Origin of the sequence: Asanoa ferruginea (assembly GCF_003387075.1) — a bacterium.
GTDB lineage: Bacteria > Actinomycetota > Actinomycetes > Mycobacteriales > Micromonosporaceae > Asanoa > Asanoa ferruginea.
In genome coordinates, this window is the sequence record NZ_QUMQ01000001.1 from 4683666 (window position 1) to 4699959 (window position 16294).

15 protein-coding genes are annotated in these 16294 nt (G+C 71.5%); 4 read left to right on the top strand and 11 right to left on the bottom strand.

Annotated features, from left to right (window positions below; genetic code table 11):
* The first annotated feature begins 52 nt into the window (after window positions 1-52).
* The gene (locus DFJ67_RS22065; protein ID WP_170215931.1) at window positions 53-1213 is read left to right on the top strand and encodes an endo-1,4-beta-xylanase; all 1161 of its coding nucleotides are present in this window, start codon (window positions 53-55) and stop codon (window positions 1211-1213) included.
* Window positions 1210-1875, top strand: coding sequence for a ThuA domain-containing protein (locus tag DFJ67_RS22070; protein ID WP_116069725.1), 666 nt, complete (start codon window positions 1210-1212; stop codon window positions 1873-1875). Before DFJ67_RS22065 ends, DFJ67_RS22070 begins: the two co-directional genes overlap by 4 nt.
* Here DFJ67_RS22070 and DFJ67_RS22075 read toward each other — a convergent pair.
* From DFJ67_RS22075 to DFJ67_RS22105, 7 genes are all read right to left on the bottom strand, one after another.
* The gene (locus tag DFJ67_RS22075) at window positions 1872-2183 is read right to left on the bottom strand and encodes a hypothetical protein (protein WP_116069726.1); all 312 of its coding nucleotides are present in this window, start codon (window positions 2181-2183) and stop codon (window positions 1872-1874) included. The two genes, DFJ67_RS22070 and DFJ67_RS22075, sit on opposite strands and share 4 nt — an antisense overlap.
* A gap of 75 nt (window positions 2184-2258) precedes the next feature.
* A complete protein-coding gene (locus DFJ67_RS22080) occupies window positions 2259-3122 on the bottom strand; it encodes a nucleoside hydrolase (protein WP_116069727.1) in 864 nt (287 codons plus the stop codon).
* 17 nt (window positions 3123-3139) lie between these two features.
* On the bottom strand, window positions 3140-5107 hold the full coding sequence (locus DFJ67_RS22085; protein WP_239097547.1) for a glycoside hydrolase family 15 protein: 1968 nt from the start codon (window positions 5105-5107) through the stop codon (window positions 3140-3142).
* 93 nt (window positions 5108-5200) lie between these two features.
* Window positions 5201-5656, bottom strand: a complete 456-nt coding sequence (locus DFJ67_RS22090; RefSeq protein WP_116069728.1) for a DUF7144 family membrane protein — start codon at window positions 5654-5656, stop codon at window positions 5201-5203.
* Window positions 5657-5729: 73 nt separating this feature from the next.
* A complete protein-coding gene (locus tag DFJ67_RS22095; RefSeq protein WP_116069729.1) occupies window positions 5730-5960 on the bottom strand; it encodes a hypothetical protein in 231 nt (76 codons plus the stop codon).
* 303 nt (window positions 5961-6263) lie between these two features.
* On the bottom strand, window positions 6264-6974 hold the full coding sequence (locus tag DFJ67_RS22100) for a helix-turn-helix domain-containing protein (RefSeq protein ID WP_116069730.1): 711 nt from the start codon (window positions 6972-6974) through the stop codon (window positions 6264-6266).
* Window positions 6975-7002: 28 nt separating this feature from the next.
* The gene (locus DFJ67_RS22105; protein WP_116069731.1) at window positions 7003-7920 is read right to left on the bottom strand and encodes a sugar kinase; all 918 of its coding nucleotides are present in this window, start codon (window positions 7918-7920) and stop codon (window positions 7003-7005) included.
* Between the two features lie 55 nt (window positions 7921-7975).
* Between DFJ67_RS22105 and eda the strand changes: the two genes are divergently transcribed.
* Both eda and DFJ67_RS22115 read left to right on the top strand, forming a co-directional pair.
* Window positions 7976-8605 carry a bifunctional 4-hydroxy-2-oxoglutarate aldolase/2-dehydro-3-deoxy-phosphogluconate aldolase gene (gene eda, locus DFJ67_RS22110; RefSeq protein ID WP_116069732.1) on the top strand — a complete coding sequence of 210 codons (630 nt, stop codon included), beginning with the start codon at window positions 7976-7978 and terminating at the stop codon, window positions 8603-8605.
* 34 nt (window positions 8606-8639) lie between these two features.
* Window positions 8640-11843, top strand: a complete 3204-nt coding sequence (locus DFJ67_RS22115; protein WP_170215932.1) for an AfsR/SARP family transcriptional regulator — start codon at window positions 8640-8642, stop codon at window positions 11841-11843.
* Here DFJ67_RS22115 and DFJ67_RS22120 read toward each other — a convergent pair.
* From DFJ67_RS22120 to DFJ67_RS44570, 4 genes are all read right to left on the bottom strand, one after another.
* A complete protein-coding gene (locus DFJ67_RS22120; protein ID WP_116069734.1) occupies window positions 11818-12666 on the bottom strand; it encodes an ABC transporter permease in 849 nt (282 codons plus the stop codon). The two genes, DFJ67_RS22115 and DFJ67_RS22120, sit on opposite strands and share 26 nt — an antisense overlap.
* Window positions 12663-13631, bottom strand: a complete 969-nt coding sequence (locus DFJ67_RS22125) for an ATP-binding cassette domain-containing protein (RefSeq protein WP_116069735.1) — start codon at window positions 13629-13631, stop codon at window positions 12663-12665. The genes DFJ67_RS22120 and DFJ67_RS22125 overlap by 4 nt, the downstream gene beginning before the upstream one ends.
* An 84-nt stretch (window positions 13632-13715) precedes the next feature.
* Complete coding sequence (locus tag DFJ67_RS22130; RefSeq protein ID WP_116069736.1) at window positions 13716-14768, bottom strand: LacI family DNA-binding transcriptional regulator; 1053 nt, start codon at window positions 14766-14768, stop codon at window positions 13716-13718.
* A 166-nt stretch (window positions 14769-14934) separates the two neighbouring features.
* Window positions 14935-16242 (bottom strand): DUF1996 domain-containing protein, encoded by a 1308-nt coding sequence (locus tag DFJ67_RS44570; RefSeq protein ID WP_239097548.1) that lies wholly within the window; start codon window positions 16240-16242, stop codon window positions 14935-14937.
* Window positions 16243-16294 lie beyond the last annotated feature (52 nt).

Here is a 16294-nt window from a genome sequence, read left to right on the forward strand (position 1 = left end):
TCAATCCAGTTTGGCAAAACGTTTTGCACCTCCGTCCTGAGGAGGCACCATCGTGCGCCACGACTTCTCCCGCCGCTCCCTTCTCCTCGGCGCCGCCGGCCTGGCCGGAGCCGGCGCCCTCGGCGTCAGCGCTACGCCCGCCGGCGCGGCACCCCGCACCCCGCTCTGGAAGACCGCCAAGCAGCGCGGCATCGTGTTCGGCTCGTCCACCGCGACCTGGCAGCTCTCCGACCCCGACTACGCCGCGCTCTTCAGTCGCGAGGCCGCGCTGCTGTTCACCGAGGACGACCTGCTCTGGTATCGGCTCAAGCCGACTCCCGACGCGGATCTCGACTTCAGCTACGCCGACCAGATCATCGCGTTCGCCGAAGCCCAGAACATGCGGGTGTTCGGTGCCCACCTGGTCTGGGACGAGGGGTTCGGCGACGGTTGGACCGAAGACGACCTCTGGGGCATGTCCGAGCAGCGGGCCCGCACGGTGCTCTTCGGTACCGCCCGCGCGGTGGTCCGCCGCTACCGCGGCCGGGTCGACGCGTGGAGCGTCGCCAACGAGGTCACCAGCCCCGAGGGGGAGCGCGGTTATCGCACCGACGTGCCCTGGTGGGAGCCGCTCGGTCCGTCGTACGTCGAGGAGGCCTTCCACGTCGCACACGACGCCGACCCGCACGCGCTATTGGTGATCAACGAGTTCGGCTTCGAGACCGTCAACGAGTGGGGCGACGAGCCCGGGCCGCGCCGGCGCGCGACCCTCCAGGTGATCGACAAGCTGCTCGACCAGGGCGCGCCGGTGCACGCCCTCGGTGTGCAGGCCCACCTGCTGGCCGACCAGTTCCGCGACCGGTTCGACGCCGGGGCCTACACCCGCTGGTTGGGCGAGGTCGCCGACCGGGGCCTCCAGATCCTGATCACCGAACTCGACGTGCAGGATGACGGGCTACCCGCCGACGTCGCGGCCCGTGACGCCGGTGTCCGCGACGTCTACCGCCGCTATCTCGACGTCGCGCTCTCCTGCCGCGACGTGCGCGCCGTCATGGCGTTCGGCCTCTCCGACCGCTACACCTGGCTGGAAGAGGACTACCCACGGGACGACGGTGCCGCCCGCCGGCCGCTCGCCTACGATGACGACCTGGCGCCGAAGCCGGCCTACGCGGCGATCGCCAACCAGCTCGGCGGCGCACCGCACCGACCTCTACTGTGGAGCATTCCGGAATGACAGACAATCGCCGGGCGCTGGTCGTCCGCGGCGGGTGGGACGGGCACGTGCCGGTCGAGGCGACCGACCGGTTCGTGCCGTTCCTCCGCGAACAGGGCTTCCACGTCGACATCAGCGACACCCTCGACGTGTACGCCGACCCGACCGCGATGGCCGGCCTCGACCTGATCGTGCAGTGCTGGACGATGGGCACCGCGACCGACGCGCAGATCGGCGGGTTGGTCGACGCGGTGCGGTCGGGCACCGGTTTCGCCGGCTGGCACGGCGGCATCGTCGACGCGTTCCGGGCCTCGACCCGCTATCTCCAGATGACCGGCGGCCAGTTCGCCGAGCACCCCGACAACTTCGTCGACTATGAGGTCGAGGTCGTCGCCGACCGGGCCGACCACCCGATCGTCGCCGGCCTGCCGGCCAAGTGGGCCCTGCACACCGAGCAATACTGGGTGCTCACCGACGGGCTCAGCGACGTGCTCGCGACCACCCGCTTCCGGGCGACCGACGACACGGCCTGGCGGGCCGACCTCGTGGTGCCGGCGGTCTGGACCCGGCAGTGGGGCCAGGGCCGCATCTTCGTGTCGACGGTCGGCCACAAGCTCGACGACCTCGACCAGCCCGAGGTGCGCACCCTCACCGAACGCGGCCTGCTCTGGGCCGCGCGTTAGGGACAATCCGGCGCTTTGCACCCCCGGCGGGCCTTCGCGTGCAGGTCGAAGTCGTGCGCGCTGATCCGCGCCAGCCGCAGCCGGGGGCGCATCGGCCCGCGCTGCCAGAATGACCGCACCCGGTCGAGCTCGCGCCGGGCGGCGGTCTCATCGACGCGCGGGCAACCGAACTCGTGGTCACCGGCCGGCCAGTCGAGCCGCACCGCCCACATCGTGTCGGCCGACGAACGGGGCCGGCTGGCGTTGCGCAGCCCACCGCCCTCGCCGACGGTAGCGTCGAATCGCCTGGTCCAGAGACTCTGCCACACACTCTTCCCCTTCGATGCATCCACTGTGCATGTCCGGCCGAGGGGGGAAGACGCCGGCGTCCTTGATTTTACCCGTTACACCGCGCCGGAAACTGTCGTGAAGTAGTGCGTGATGAACGCGTCCGGGTTAACTGTCTCGGCGATCTCGTGTGGCCCGTCGGCGGCCGGCCGCCAGCCGGTGCCGCCGTCGGTCGGGTCGACGGTGACCTCGCCGCGGGCCCACCCGCACAGCTCGGGGGCGAAGATGGTGGCCGCCGCCAGCGGGTCGTGGAAGGTCACCTGCGGCCGCTCGGCGAACCACGATGCCGCCATGTCGGCCACCGGCCGGAGCAACGGATGGTCGCAGCGGTCCAGGAACTCGGCCGAACCCATGGTCACCCGCCGGGTCACGTCCAGCCCCACGGACCGGTGCACGCGGGCGGAGGCCGCATACACCCGGGCGGCGGCGTAGGGGTCGTTGTGGATGTTCCACTCCGGCCCGCCCGGTTCGAGGAACGAGCCACCCATCATGACCAGGCCGCGCAGCAGTGAGGGGAGCACCGGGTCGACGGCGAAGAGCAGCGCCACGTTGGTGAGCGGGCCGATCGTCAGCAGCGTGACCTCGCCCGGGTGGGCGCGGATCGTCTGCCGCATGAACTCGACCGCCTCGCCGACCGGGAAGATCTCGTCGTGCGGCCAGCGCGCGAGCGCGGCGGCCTGCGGCGGCGGCTTCTGCACGGGCGGGCCGACCAGCGGCACCCCGGCGCCCGGGAAGATCGGCACGGTCCGGCCGGCGACCCGGCACAGCACGCTGGCCAGCGAGGCCCGGTCGACCGGCGCGGCGGTCACGGTCGTGATGCCGAGCAGCTCGCACTCGGGTTGGGCGAGCAGGTAGGCCAGGCAGACCGCGTCGTCGATGTCGTTGCCGATATCGGTGTCCAGCAGAACCAGCTCGGCCATCCCGCCATGATCGCAGTTCAGGAGACCTCGGCCAACCGTTCGGCGAGGATGATCCGGGACGCCGCCTGGATCAGCGCCAGGTGCGAAAACGCCTGTGGGAAGTTGCCCAGGTGTCGCCCGGTCTTGGTGTCGAACTCCTCGGCGTAGAGGTTCATCGACGAGCCGACCTTCAGCAGGCGCTCCATCAGCTCGATGCCGCGTGCCACCTCACCGGTCGCGGTCAGCGCCGACACCAGCCAGAACGAGCAGATCAGGAACGAACCCTCCTTGCCGGACAGGCCGTCGTCGGTCTCGTTGGTCCGGTAGCGCAGCACGAACCCGTCTTCGGTGAGGTGCTTCGCTATCGCCTCGACCGTGTTGCGCATCCGCTCGTCGCTCGGCGGCAGGAAGTTGTAGAGGACCGCCAGCAGCGTCGACGCGTCGAGGGAGTCGGTGTCGTAGTGCTGGCGCAGCACGCCGTCGTCGCGTACCCCGTGCGCCAGGATGTCTTCGTGGATCTCTTTGGCCGTGTCGGCCCAGCGCTTCTTCGCGTCAGGGTGCCCGCGGATCTCGGCGAGTCGCGACGCGCGGTCCATCGCGATCCAGCACATCAGCTTCGACGACACATAGTGCTGCGGGTCGCCACGCGCCTCCCAGATCCCCTGGTCGGGGTTGCGCCACACCTTGGCGGCGGAGTCGGCCTGGCTGGTCACGATCGGCCAGAGCCGGCGGGGCATCCGCTGGCTGCGCCGGGTGTGCAGCAGCACCGAGTCGAGCACGGCGCCGAACACGTCGTTCTGCCGCTGGTCGAACGCGCTGTTGCCGACCCGCACCGGCCGCGCGCCGCGATACCCGGAAAGGTCGTCGCGGGTCTTCTCGGTCAGGTCGCGACGCCCGTCGATGCCATACATGATCTGCAAGGTGCCGTCGTGGTTGGGTTCGATGTCGGCGACGAACTGCATGAACTCGTCGGCTTCCCAGTCCAGGTTGAGATAGTGCAGCGCCTGCATGGTGAACGAGCTGTCCCGCATCCAGGTGTAGCGGTAGTCCCAGTTGCGCTCGCCGTGCGGCGTCTCCGGCAGCGAGGTGGTCAGCGCCGCGACCGTCGCGCCGGTCGGCATGTAGGTCAGCCCTTTGACGGTGATCGCTGAGCGCTGTAGCGCGTCACGCCAGCGGTGGTCGGGGATCCGGGCGCCGGCCAACCAGTTGCGCCAGTAGGACGTCGTGTTGTCGATGCACGCCTGCGCGTCGGCGTAGGTGCCCGGAGTGGCCAGTTGATCGGCCCAGGAGAGCACGCAGTAGACCCGCTCGCCGGTCTTGAGCCGCCGCCGCCCGCGGATCCGGTTGCCCTCGATGCCCATCGCCATGTCGGAGCGCAGCCGCACCGTCATGCCCGCACCCGAACCGTCGGCCATGTGCCGGTCATCGTCCACGAAGGACCAGGTGGCCGGCGTGCGTCCGTAGTCGAAAGCCGGCTCACAGATCAACTCGACATCGACGTGCCCATCAAGACATTCGACGGTACGCACGAACAGGTGATCCGCGTCGTCGTCGTAGGGCGGCCGGCTGTGCGGGGTGACGATGTCGGGCCCGGTGGCGGGCCCGATGCTGAGGGCGTCGCGCACCAGCACCCAGCCGGTCTGCGTCCGCCAGGTGGTCAGCAGCACGTTGGTGCCCGGCTCGTAGTCGCGGGCCGTCGAGTGGTTGATCCCGTAAGGCCCCAGCCGGAACATGCCCGCCTCGCGGTCGAGCACGGCGCCGAAGATGCTCGGCGAGTCGAACCGGGGCACACACAGCCAGTCGACCGAGCCGTCCGGAGCGACCAGCGCGCCCGTGTGGCAGTTGGACAGGAAGGCGTAGTCCTCGATGGGCGGGAACGGCGAGTGCGGCGCACCCTGGTTCACCCAACCGCTCGTGGCCAGAGCGTTGCGCCCGCCGGCGGCCACCAGCCCGCCCGCACCGGAAATCGCGGCGGCGGCCTCGGCGCTGTCCGGGTTGCTGGTCACAGCTCGACGGTAGCCAGCTGAAAGCGGCTGTATCGCCGGAATCGCCGAGAAGGCCCCGGCTCGCGCCGGGGCCTCCACAGTGGTCAGTTGCGGTCAGCGCATGTGCGCCGTGCCGCGCAGCTCGCCGGTGTCGTCGGGCGCCGATCGCATTTCGCTGCGCTCCGGCCGCCAGACGGCCAGCGCCCAGATCACGAAGACCGCCATCGCGATCTCCAGCAGCGACCAGAACGGGTAGTAGGGAATGAAGAAGAAGTTGGCCGTCGCGGACAGCACCGCGAAGAAGATGCCGACCGCCCGGGCCCAGGTCGCGCCGGTGAACAGCGCGAGACCGGCGAGCGCGGCCAGCGCGCCCAGGACAATGTGCAGGATGCCCCAGCCGGTGGTGCTGAACGAGTAGAGGTAGTTCTGCGTCACCACGAAGAACGATCCCCGGACCACCGCGACGATCCCCATCACGAGCTGCCAGAGACCCATCATGATCAGCACGACCGCGGCGAAGATCGAACCGCTCGCCGCCCAGAGCTGCCTGCTCGACGTATCCCGCGTCATCGTGTCCCCCCGATACTCGGACGTATTGCGCTCCCTCATGGTGGCACGACTTTCCGAATCGCGAGGTAAGTTCCTATTTCGGCCGCTCCTGCAACTCGCCCAGCAGCCCCGCCAACCGGTCCCGGCCCGCGGTGTCACCCGGCTCCTTGACCAGGATCACGAGCACGACTTCGGGCCCGTCGAGCGTGACGGTCAGCGCGAGATGCCGCAGCAGTTCCTGCTCACCGGCGAGCCGAGCCACGGACGCGACCGTCCCGAACCCGGCCCCCCACCGCACCTCGGCGCCGACATCGGTCCGATGCACCAGCCGCCCACCGGCCGGCCGGGCAGCCCGACCGGAGGCATTGCCCCACGGCGTAGGCGGCGGCAACCGATGCGTGGGAATCCGCATAACGACCTCCCAACCTCACCCCTCACCGTGACAGACCCGTCGGCGCACCCGGACCGCTTTCGACCTCCACAGTGGGCTGGCGTGTCGCGGCCCCGGGCGTGTCGAGCGGGAGGGAGGAGGTGTTCTCGCGGCGTACATGTTCTTTCATGTACGCACGTAAAAGAACGTGTACGCCGCGAGAAGACACCCTCCCTCGGCCGCGACACGCCCGGCGAATCAGGGCGCGCGGGAAGCGGCCCGTTCGCGGGCGCGGCGGATGATGCGGGCGATCTGGGGATAGTCGGCCTCGACGTCGGCCAGCGGGCGGATCGGGTATCGCTCGTCCTCCACCACGACGTGGATCGGGGGCGGCAAGGTCGGCAGGAGGCGAACGTAAAGCTCGCCCCACGGGGTCCAGTAGTGCGGCGGGCCTGGCTTGCGCGGGTCGCGGTCGATAGGCGCGAAGTCGTGCCAGGTGTCGCACCAGCGACGGACGTTGGGTAACTCGCGCAGCCAGTGGGCGACCTGCTCTCCGTCGGACTCGGCGAACGCCAGGTCGGTGCGGCGGACCTTGATGGGCACGCCCAGCGCCGCCGCCGCTAGTTGGCCGTCGATCACGAACGGGACTTCGGTCTCGAACCGCTTCGTCATCCGGTGTGCGATGCGCAGGTCGCAGGCCAGGTCGTCGACGGCCGCACTGTCGATCCCAGCGTCGAGGTCGGCGTCGCGGGGCTCGACGGTGACGCTCAGCTGGAGGTCGAGGGCGTCGAAGAGCCGGTCCAGCACCGCGGTGGTCGGTGCCAGGCGGCCGGCCTCCAGAAGGGAGACGTGTTGCTGGGTGGTGGCGGCGCGGCGGGCGAGTTGGGTCTGGGTCAGGGCCGCCTTTTCGCGCTCGGCACGGAGCATCGGGGCGATCGCCGCGGCCAGGGTGTATCCGTAACCGTCCATGCCGGGATGGTGCCCGGCGGGTACGACATCAGCCGGCGGCGAGGATGGTCGCTCGGGTCGGGACCGGGCCTACCGCGCCGTGGCCCTGGGTGGTCAACGCGCCGGCCACGGCGGCGTAGTGGGCCGCCTCCGCCGGGGTGGCGCCGGAGACCAGGTGGGCCATGAAGGCGCCGTCGAAGGCGTCGCCGGCGCCGGTGCTGTCGATCGGGACCACCGGGTGGGGCTTGATCTCGGTCAGGGTGCCCTCGTGCCAGAGCAGCGCGCCGTCGGCGCCCATTTTGAGGACGACCGTGCGGGGGCCTCGGGCGGCGAACCAGTCGACCACGGCGCGGGGGTCCTGTGCGCCGGTCAGTAGGCGGCCTTCCTCGATGTTGGGGAAAGCCACGTCGGCGAGTTCGATGCTGCGGGTGACCACCGCGCGGGCCCGGTCCAGCGGCCACAGTTGGGGCCGGTAGTTGGGGTCGTAGCTGACCAGCGTGCCGGCCGCTCGGGCGATCGTCATCGCGTGGAAAGCGGCGTCGCAGGCCGAAAGGCTGATCGCCTGGGTGATTCCGGACACATGCAGGGCGCGGGCGGCGGCGACCGAAGCTTCCGGGACATCCGCGGGTGCCAGGCGGCTGGCCGCCGAGTCGGCGCGGTAGTAGGTGAAGACGCTGCTCGCGGGGTGGCGGGAAATGAAATAGACGCCGGTGCGCTCGCCCTCGGCCCGGACCACGTGCCGGGTGTCGATGCCTTCCGCCTGCCACAGGCGCAGGAACGCCTCGCCGAACGGGTCGGCGCCGATCCGGGTCAGGTAGCCGGTGCGGGCGCCCGAGCGCGCCGCCGCCACGAGGAAGTTGGAGGTGTCGCCGCCGAAGCCGGTGGAGAACTGGCCGGGGTTGTCGAGCGTCTCCTGACCGACGGTGCTGAACTCCAGCAGCGGTTCACCGATCGCGATGATGTCCATGGCGAGTGACAGTATGCGAGGGAACCTTGCACCCTTCAACGCCCGAGGAGCAGCTATGACGTCGATCGCCCGGGACCTGCTCGCGGTCAGCCCGGTCGTGCCGGTCGTGGTGGTGGACGACGCGGCGGACGCCGTACCCCTGGCGGAAGCGCTCTTGCGTGGCGGAGTCGGCATCATGGAGATCACCCTGCGCACCCCGGACGCCCTCGCCGCCCTGGCGGCGGTGGCCAAGGCGGTGCCGGCGATGCGGGTCGGCGCCGGCACGGTCGTCACGCCGGAGCAGGTCGACGCCGCCCGCGAGGCCGGTGCCACGTTCCTGGTCAGCCCGGGAGCCACTGCCACGCTGGTCGACGCGGCACTCGCGTCGGGGCTGCCGTTCCTGCCCGGCGCCGGCACAGTGAGCGAGATGCTGGCGCTGCTCGAGCGCGGGCTCGACACGCTCAAGTTCTTCCCGGCCGAGGCGAGCGGCGGGCGTGCCTATCTGTCGTCGGTGGCGGGTCCGTTGCCGGGGCTGGCGTTCTGCCCGACCGGCGGGATCTCCGCCGGCACCGCCGCCGACTGGCTGGCCCTGCCCAACGTCGGCTGCGTCGGCGGTTCCTGGCTGACCCCGGCAGACGCGGTCCGCGCGCACGACTGGGAGCGGATCGAGCGGCTCGCCCAGGAAGCGACCAAACTGCGCGGGTAACAACCTTGTCGCACGCATGGGGGAGAGTAGAAGCGTGCAGGTAGGCATTCTCGGGCCGCTGGAGGTCCTCGTCGACGGGCGGCCCGTCGAGGTGGGCGGCGCCCGGCTGCGTGCGCTGCTGACCCGGCTCGCCCTCGACGCAGGCCGGGCCGTGGGCACCGAGACGCTGGCCGACGCGCTCTGGGGTGACGCCCAGCCGGCCGACCTGCCCAACGCGCTTCAGTCATTGGTGTCGCGGCTGCGCCGCACGGTGCCGGGGATTCCGGTGTTGTTGTCGCCGGGCGGCTACCGGCTCGACCTGCCGGGCGACGCGGTCGACGCGCAACGCTTCACCGCCCTGGCCCGCGACGGGCGCGATGCCCTGCGCGGCGGCGATCCCGACAAGGCGGTCCGGCTGCTCCGTGACGGGCTCGCGCTGTGGCGTGGGCCGGCCCTCGCCGATGTCGCCGATGCCCCGTTCGCCCTGGCACCGGTGGCCCGCCTCGACGAGCTGCGGCTGGCGGCGCTCGAAGACCGCATCGACGCCGAGTTGCGGCTTGCCGGGCCGGCACATCTGGTCGCCGAGCTCGACGAGCTGGCCGCCGCCCATCCGCTCCGCGAGCGGGTCTGGGCCCTGCGGCTGCGGGCCCTTGCCGCGGCCGGGCGGCCCGCCGAGGCGCTCGCCGCCTACGCCGACTTCCGCCAGCGGCTCGCTGACGAGCTGGGTGCCGATCCGTCGCCCGAGCTGCGCGAGGCCCACCTAGCCGTGCTGCGCGGCGCCGACGAGCCGCCGGCCGCCCGCGCACTCCACTCGCGGGGCAACCTGCGGGCGGCGCTCACCAGCTTCGTCGGGCGCGGTGCCGAGCTGGAGCGGGTCGACCGGCTCCTCGCCGACGGCCGGCTGGTGACGCTTGTCGGGCCGGGCGGCGCTGGCAAGACCCGGCTGGCCACCGTCGCCGCCGCCGTGCGGGCCGAGCACGGCCTCGACGCCGCCTGGATGGTCGAGCTGGCGCCGGTCACCGATCCGGCCGACGTGGTGCAGGCCGCCCTGGTCGCGATCGACGGTCGGGCCGCCGCCTTCAGCGATCCGGGGCGGCGGCAGGCCAACCGCGACGCGCTGACCCGGCTGGTCGAGGCGCTCGCCCCGATCGACGCGCTGGTCGTGCTCGACAACTGCGAGCACGTCGTCGACGCCGCCGCCCGGCTCGCCGACGAGCTGCTGGCCCGCTGCCCGCGGCTGCGCATCCTGGCCACCTCGCGCGAGCCGCTCGGCATCACCGGCGAGGCGCTGTGCCCACTCCCGCCGTTGGGGCTGCCCGAGTCCTCGACGGCCGACCTCGATGCCGTCCGGGGCTACCCGTCGATCCAGCTCTTCCGCGACCGGGCCGAGGCCGTCCGGCCGGGGTTCGCGGTGACCGCCGACAACGTCGCCGACGTGGTGGAGATCTGCCGCCGGCTCGACGGGCTGCCGCTGGCCATCGAGCTGGCCGCGGCCCGGCTGCGCAGCCTCTCGACGGCCCAGGTCGCGGCCCGGCTCGACGACCGTTTCCGGCTGTTGACCGGCGGCAGCCGCACCGCGCTGGAGCGACACCGCACCTTGCGCGCCGTGGTCGCCTGGAGCTGGGAGCTGCTCACCAGCGAGGAGCGCCGGCTCGCCGAGCGGCTGGCGGTGTTCCCGTCGACGATCACCGCGGAGAGCGCTGCCGGAGTTGCCGCACCCGACGCGACCGTCGACGCGGTCGCCGACCTGCTCGCCGCGCTGGTCGACAAGTCGTTGCTGCAACTGGTCGGCGACGGGCGCTACCGGATGCTCGAGACGATCCGCGAATACGGGCTGGAGCAGTTGGTCGCCCGCGGCGACGCGCCCCGGTTGCGGTCGGCGCACGCGGCCTATTTCCTGGCGCGGGCCGAGCTGATGGAGCCGCAGTTGCGCACCCGCGACCAGTTGCGGTGGCTCGACGCGTTCGACGCCGACCGGGCCAACATGATCGGCGCGCTGCACTACGCGGCCGAGACCGACGACGCGTCCACCGCGGTCCGGCTGGCGGCGGCGCTGACCATGCCGTTCACCATCCGCGGCGACCACGAGCAGGCGGTCGCGCTGCTCGGCCGGGCGCTCGCCGCCCGCGGCCCGGCGCCGGCCGCGCACCGTGCCGTGGTGACCGCGCTGTTCCTGCTCAACTCGGTCTTCACCGGGACCTGGCCGGGCGACGCCGCGGTCGACGACCTGAAGGCGCTGGTGCGGGTGGCGCCGCCGAAGTCGCATCCGTTCCTGCCGGTGATCGAGCCGATCATGACGCTGTTCACCGACGACACGGAGCACGGGCTGGCGGCGATCGCCGAGGGGCTGAAAGACGCCGACCCGTTCACCCGCGGCATGCTGCTCTCGCTGAGCGGCAGCATCAAGGAAAACGACGGCGACGCCGACGGCATGCTCGCCGATCTGAGCGAGGCGGCCGAGATCCAGCGCGAGCTGGGCGAGCGGTGGAGCCTCGGCATGACGCTGGGCTCGCTCTCCGACGCGCTGGCCAAGCGAGGCGACCTGGCCGGGGCCACCGCCGCGCTGGAAGAGGCCTCGCGGCTGGCCGCCGAGCTCAACGCCCGCGAAGACATCGGCTACCAGCGGGTCTGGACGGCCAACCTGCGGGCCCAGGCCGGCGACGTCGCCTGGGCGCGGGCCGATCTCGAGCGGTTCCTGGCCGAGTCGACGAGGGACGGCATGGCCAACCGCACGGCGGCGTTCGTGGTGATGATGCTCGGCGAATACGACCGGCGTGAGGGCAAGCTGGCCAGCGCCCGCGCCCGCTACCGCGAGGCCGACGAGATGCAGAAGCTCTCGCCGCTGATCGCACCCCAGTTCCGCGGCATGCTGAACGGCTTCGAGGCGCACGTCGCCATTGCCGAGGGCCGCATCGACGACGCCAAGGCGCTGGTCACCGAGGGCATCAAAGGTGCGATGCTCGGCAAAGACATGCCGGTCATCGCGCTGATCGCGGTCGCCACCGTTTCGCTGCTGGCGGCGCTCGACCAGCCCGAGCGGGCGGCCGAGGCGCTCGGCGCCTCCGACTCGCTGCGCGGCAGCTCCGACCTGTCCAATGGCGACGCGGTGTCGTTGAGCGCGAAGCTCCGTGCCCGGTTGGGCGACGCCGCCTATGACGCCGCCTACGGCCGGGGCCGCGCACTGAGCCGGGCCGACGCGCTCGCGCTCATCGACCCGGCTCACGACCCCGACCTCACACCCGGCGGCGATAAAACCTAACCGCCAGCGGTGCGAACACCACGATGATCCCCACTGACCAGAGCAGCGACTTGGTGACCGAGTCGCCGACCGGGCCGCCGTTGAGCAGCGCCCGCGCCGCGTCCATCACCGACGCGACCGGATTGACGTGCACCCAGGCCTGTAGCCAGCCGGGCAGCGTGTCGGTCGGCACCATCATGTTGGTGCCGAAGGTGAGGGGGAAGAGCAGCAGGAACGCCGTGCCCTGCACCGCGCCCGGCTCCCGCATGACCACGCCGAGGATCACGAAGATCCAGGTGATCGACGAGGCGAAGAAGATCACCAGCAGGCAGGCCGCCAGCGCGTGCAGCGGATCGGTGCCGATCCGGTAGCCGATCGCGTAGCCGAAGCCGAGCAGCACCACGATCGAGACCACGAAGCGGACCATGTCGCCGACCACCGAGCCGATCAGTGGCGCGGACCGGGCGATCGGCAGGCTGCGGAACCGGTCGAAGACGCCCTTCTTCACGTCGGTGTTGAGCGAGAAGCCGGTCGCCACCGATGCGAACATCACCGACTGCACCATGATCGCCGGGAGCAGGAAGGTCAGGTAGCCGACCTGCGAGCCCTGGATCGCACCGCCCAGCAGATACACGAAGATCACCACGAACATCACCGGCTGGAGGGTGACGTCGAGGAGCTGTTCCGGCGTACGGATTGTCTTGATCAGGCTCCGCCGGGCCAGCGCGAAGCTGTGCCGGGCCAGCCGGAAGGGACGCGTGGCCGGCTGACCCGTCAAGGTGGCGCCGGTCGGACCGTTCGTGGTCGGGCCCGCCCCGTGGTCGCGCTCGATCGTCGTGGTCATGCCGCCGCACCTACCTTCTCGTCGTCATCGGCCGTGGCCTTCCTGCCGGTCAGCGTGAAGAACACCTCGTCGAGGCTGGGCAGCCGCAGCGACAGTTCCATCACGCCGATCCCGGCCTCGTCGATCCGCCGGACCACCGACGCGAACGCCTGGTCGTCGTCGACCGGCACGGTCAGCACGCCGCGGCCCGGCGACTCCGGCTCGCGGTCGGAGATCGCCGACAGGATGGTCGCGACCTCGCCCAACCGGGCCGGGTCGATCGGCCGGACCAGGATCGTCTGGCCGCCGGCGATCTGCTTGAGCTGCGCCGGTGTTCCGTGTGCGATCACCTTGCCGTGGTCGATCACCGAGATGTCGTCGGCGAGCGCGTCGGCCTCGTCGAGATACTGCGTGGTGAGCAGCACCGTGGAGCCGTCGTTGACCAGTGACCGGACCACGCCCCACATGTCTTCCCGCTTGGCCGGGTCGAGGCCGGTGGTCGGCTCGTCCAGGTAGATCACCGCGGGCCGGCCGACCAGGCTCGCGGCCAGGTCGAGCCGCCGCCGCATGCCGCCGGAGTAGGTCTTCGCCGGCCGGTTGGCCGCGCCGGTCAGGTCGAACCACTCGAGCAGTTCGGCCGCCCGCAGCTTGGCGTCGCGCCGGCGCAGGTCGAGCAACTCGCCGATCAGCACCAGGTTCTGGGTGCCGGTCAGGTCCTCGTCGACCGACGCGTACTGCCCGGTCAGCCCGATCAGCCGGCGCACCGCGGCGGCGGCCTTGACCACGTCGTGGCCGCCGACGGTGGCCCGGCCCGCGTCGGGCCGGAGCAGCGTCGCGAGAATCCGCACGGCGGTCGTCTTGCCGGCACCGTTCGGCCCGAGCACCCCCAGCACCGTGCCCTGCTCGGCGGACAGGTCGATGCCGTCCAGGGCGGTGGTCTTACCGAAGCGCTTGACCAGGCCCTCGGCCTGGAAAGCCACGCTCATCGCGTTCCCCCTTGGTCGTCTTTCACGTGACCAAGATGCCGGGGGCCACTGGCAGCGCTCGCACACGGCGCTGGCACGGGTCTGTCAGGAGGAGTCGCGGACTACCAGCGTGGGACTGAAGATGACAGTGCGCGGCGAGCGACCCGGCTCGCGCAGCCCGGCCAGCAGCAGCCGGGCCATCTCGCCGGCCATCTCCTCGACCGGCTGGTGAATGGTCGTGAGCTGGGGATGTGCCTCGAGCGCGGCGCTGCTGTCGTCGAAACCGACCACCGAGATGTCGGTCGGCACCCGCCGGCCGGCCTCCTGCAACACCCGGACGGCGCCCTCGGCCATCAGGTCGTTGGCGACGAACAGGCCGTCGAGGTCGGGGTGCCCGTCGAGCAGTGCGCGTGCGGCCGCCTCGCCGCTGGCCCGGGTGAAGTCGCCCTCGGCCACCGGCGGGCTGGGCAGCCCGTGCCGGGCCAGCGCGTCGCGGAACGCGGAGAGCCGGTCCTGCCCGGCCGGCATGTCCTGCGGGCCGGCGATCGTGCCGAGCCGCCGCCGGCCGCGGGCCACCAGGTGGTCGGCCGCGAGCCGGACGCCGGCCGGCTGGTCGACGTCGACATAGCTGAGCGGCACCGGCCGGCCGGGCCGGGCGGAGAGCACGGTGGCCACGCCCATGTCGGCGAGCTGGCCGGGGAACGGGTCGGCGGCGTGGCTGGAGATCAACAGGACGCCGTCGACGTGCCCCTGGCGCAGGTAGCGCAGCACCTGTTCGTGCGCCGGCGGGTCGGCCGGGATGATCACCAGGTGGATGCCCTCGGGCCGGAGCACCTCCTGCGCGCCGGCGGTCAGCCGGCCGAAGTAGGGATCGGTGAAGACCCGGTTGAGGAAGGTCGCGGCGTATTCGCGGTGGTCCGGCGGCTCGCTGATCACCAGGGCGACCGAGTCGGTCCGCCGGGTGACCAGCGACCGGGCCGCGAGGTTGGGCACGTAGCCGACCTCTTCGATGGCGCGTTCGACCGCCGCGCGCATCCGCGGATCGACGGTCGGCACGTCGTTGATGACGCGGGAAACGGTCGCCCGGGAAACCCCGGCGGCGACAGCGACCTCGTCCAGGGTGGGCGGTCGCGGTGGTTCCGCTGCACGGGTCGTCACGCGACCAGTTATAGCACCGGAAGTTCCACTGGAACTTCCGGTTATCCGGCCGCCATTGCCGGACCCCGCCGGCCCGGAGCCGGGCCGGCGGGGGTGATGAGTTCTGGTCACGTGACCGGTCGGATCTGGTCGCGCACGCAAAGCTCCAACTCGGATGAGGTTCGGGTCACGGGGTGCCGTTGACGCCGCACTTGATGATGGGCCGGATGCAGTCCCGCACGCGGCGCTCCATCTCCGCCACGGGCCAGGCGTTGAAGAAGTCGCCGTGCATGGTGAAACCGCGACCGGAGGAGAGCCGGATCCGGGCGGGGTCGCCGTTGACCGGGTAGCGCAACACCTGCCGCAGCTTCGGCACCGGCACCGGGTGGGTGGCCGGGCAGTCGCCGTTGACGGGGTAGGCCATGTGGCTCTTGTGGTCAGCCGAGTCGAGGTCGCGGCCGTTCCAGCACTGCGGGAAGTCCAGATAGGACTCCAGCATGCTGCCGGCCGGGCAGGTGATGAAGTCCTTGCCCGCGCCGGCCTCGTTGTGGTGCAGGCAGGACCACCGGGAGATGGTGGTCGCGTCGGGCGCCGTCGCCTTCGCGTTGCCGGCCACGATCCGCAGCCCCAGCGGGAGCGGCTGGATCCGGGCCGTCACGTCGGCGCGCACACCCTCACCGAGGTAGTAGAACACCCCGGTGGTCGGTTCGACCGGCTGGTCGTCGTAGTAGAGGGTGGGCACCCAGTAGGAGGACAGGTCGATGGCCGGGTTGCAGTTGCTGGTGCCGGCCAGCAGTTCGGAGATGTTGGTGTAGGCGTTGGTGCTGCGGGCACCGAAGAAGCTGTGCATGTGCGAGGCGCCCGGCAGGCTCGGGAAGACGATCGGGTCGTCCGGCAGGCGGTGCGAGAACGGGCAGTCCGCGAGGAACTCGGAGACCCGCACGATCGGGCCGGTCGGTGGTGGCGTCGTGGGCGGCGCTGCCCCACCGACGCCGTAGACCTGGAACTCCCAGAGCGAGACGCCGTAGCCGGTTGCCCGCCGGGTGGTGTTGATCCGCACGTAACGGCCGGTCCCGGAGACCGTGAGGTCCTGGTTGCCGCCGGTCGCCGTGGTGGTGGAGTAGATGGTCGTCCAGGAACTTCCGTTGGCGGAGACAGCGAGGGTGTACGCGGTGGCGTAGGCGGCCTCCCACCGCAGCACCACCCGGCTGACGGTGGCACTGGCGCCGAGGTCGACCTGCAACCACTGCGGGTCGCTGAACGCGCTCGACCAGCGGGTGCCGTTGTTGCCGTCGACAGCATTGCTGGCGGGGGACCCGCCGTTTTCCGTGGAGGAGGCACTCGCCGCTCGACCCTGTGAGATCAGTGGGTCGGCGGCGGCCGCGGTGCGGGTGACGGTCACCAGGAAGGCGCCGAGCAGGAGAACAAGCGCGGCGGCGTAGGTGAGGAGGCGCATCGGTCCTCGCGGGACGGCGAAGGTACCGGGCCTGTGCATGGGGACTCCTTTCGCGGTGCGAAGGGTGCGGCGACGGGGTGGCCGGTCGGGC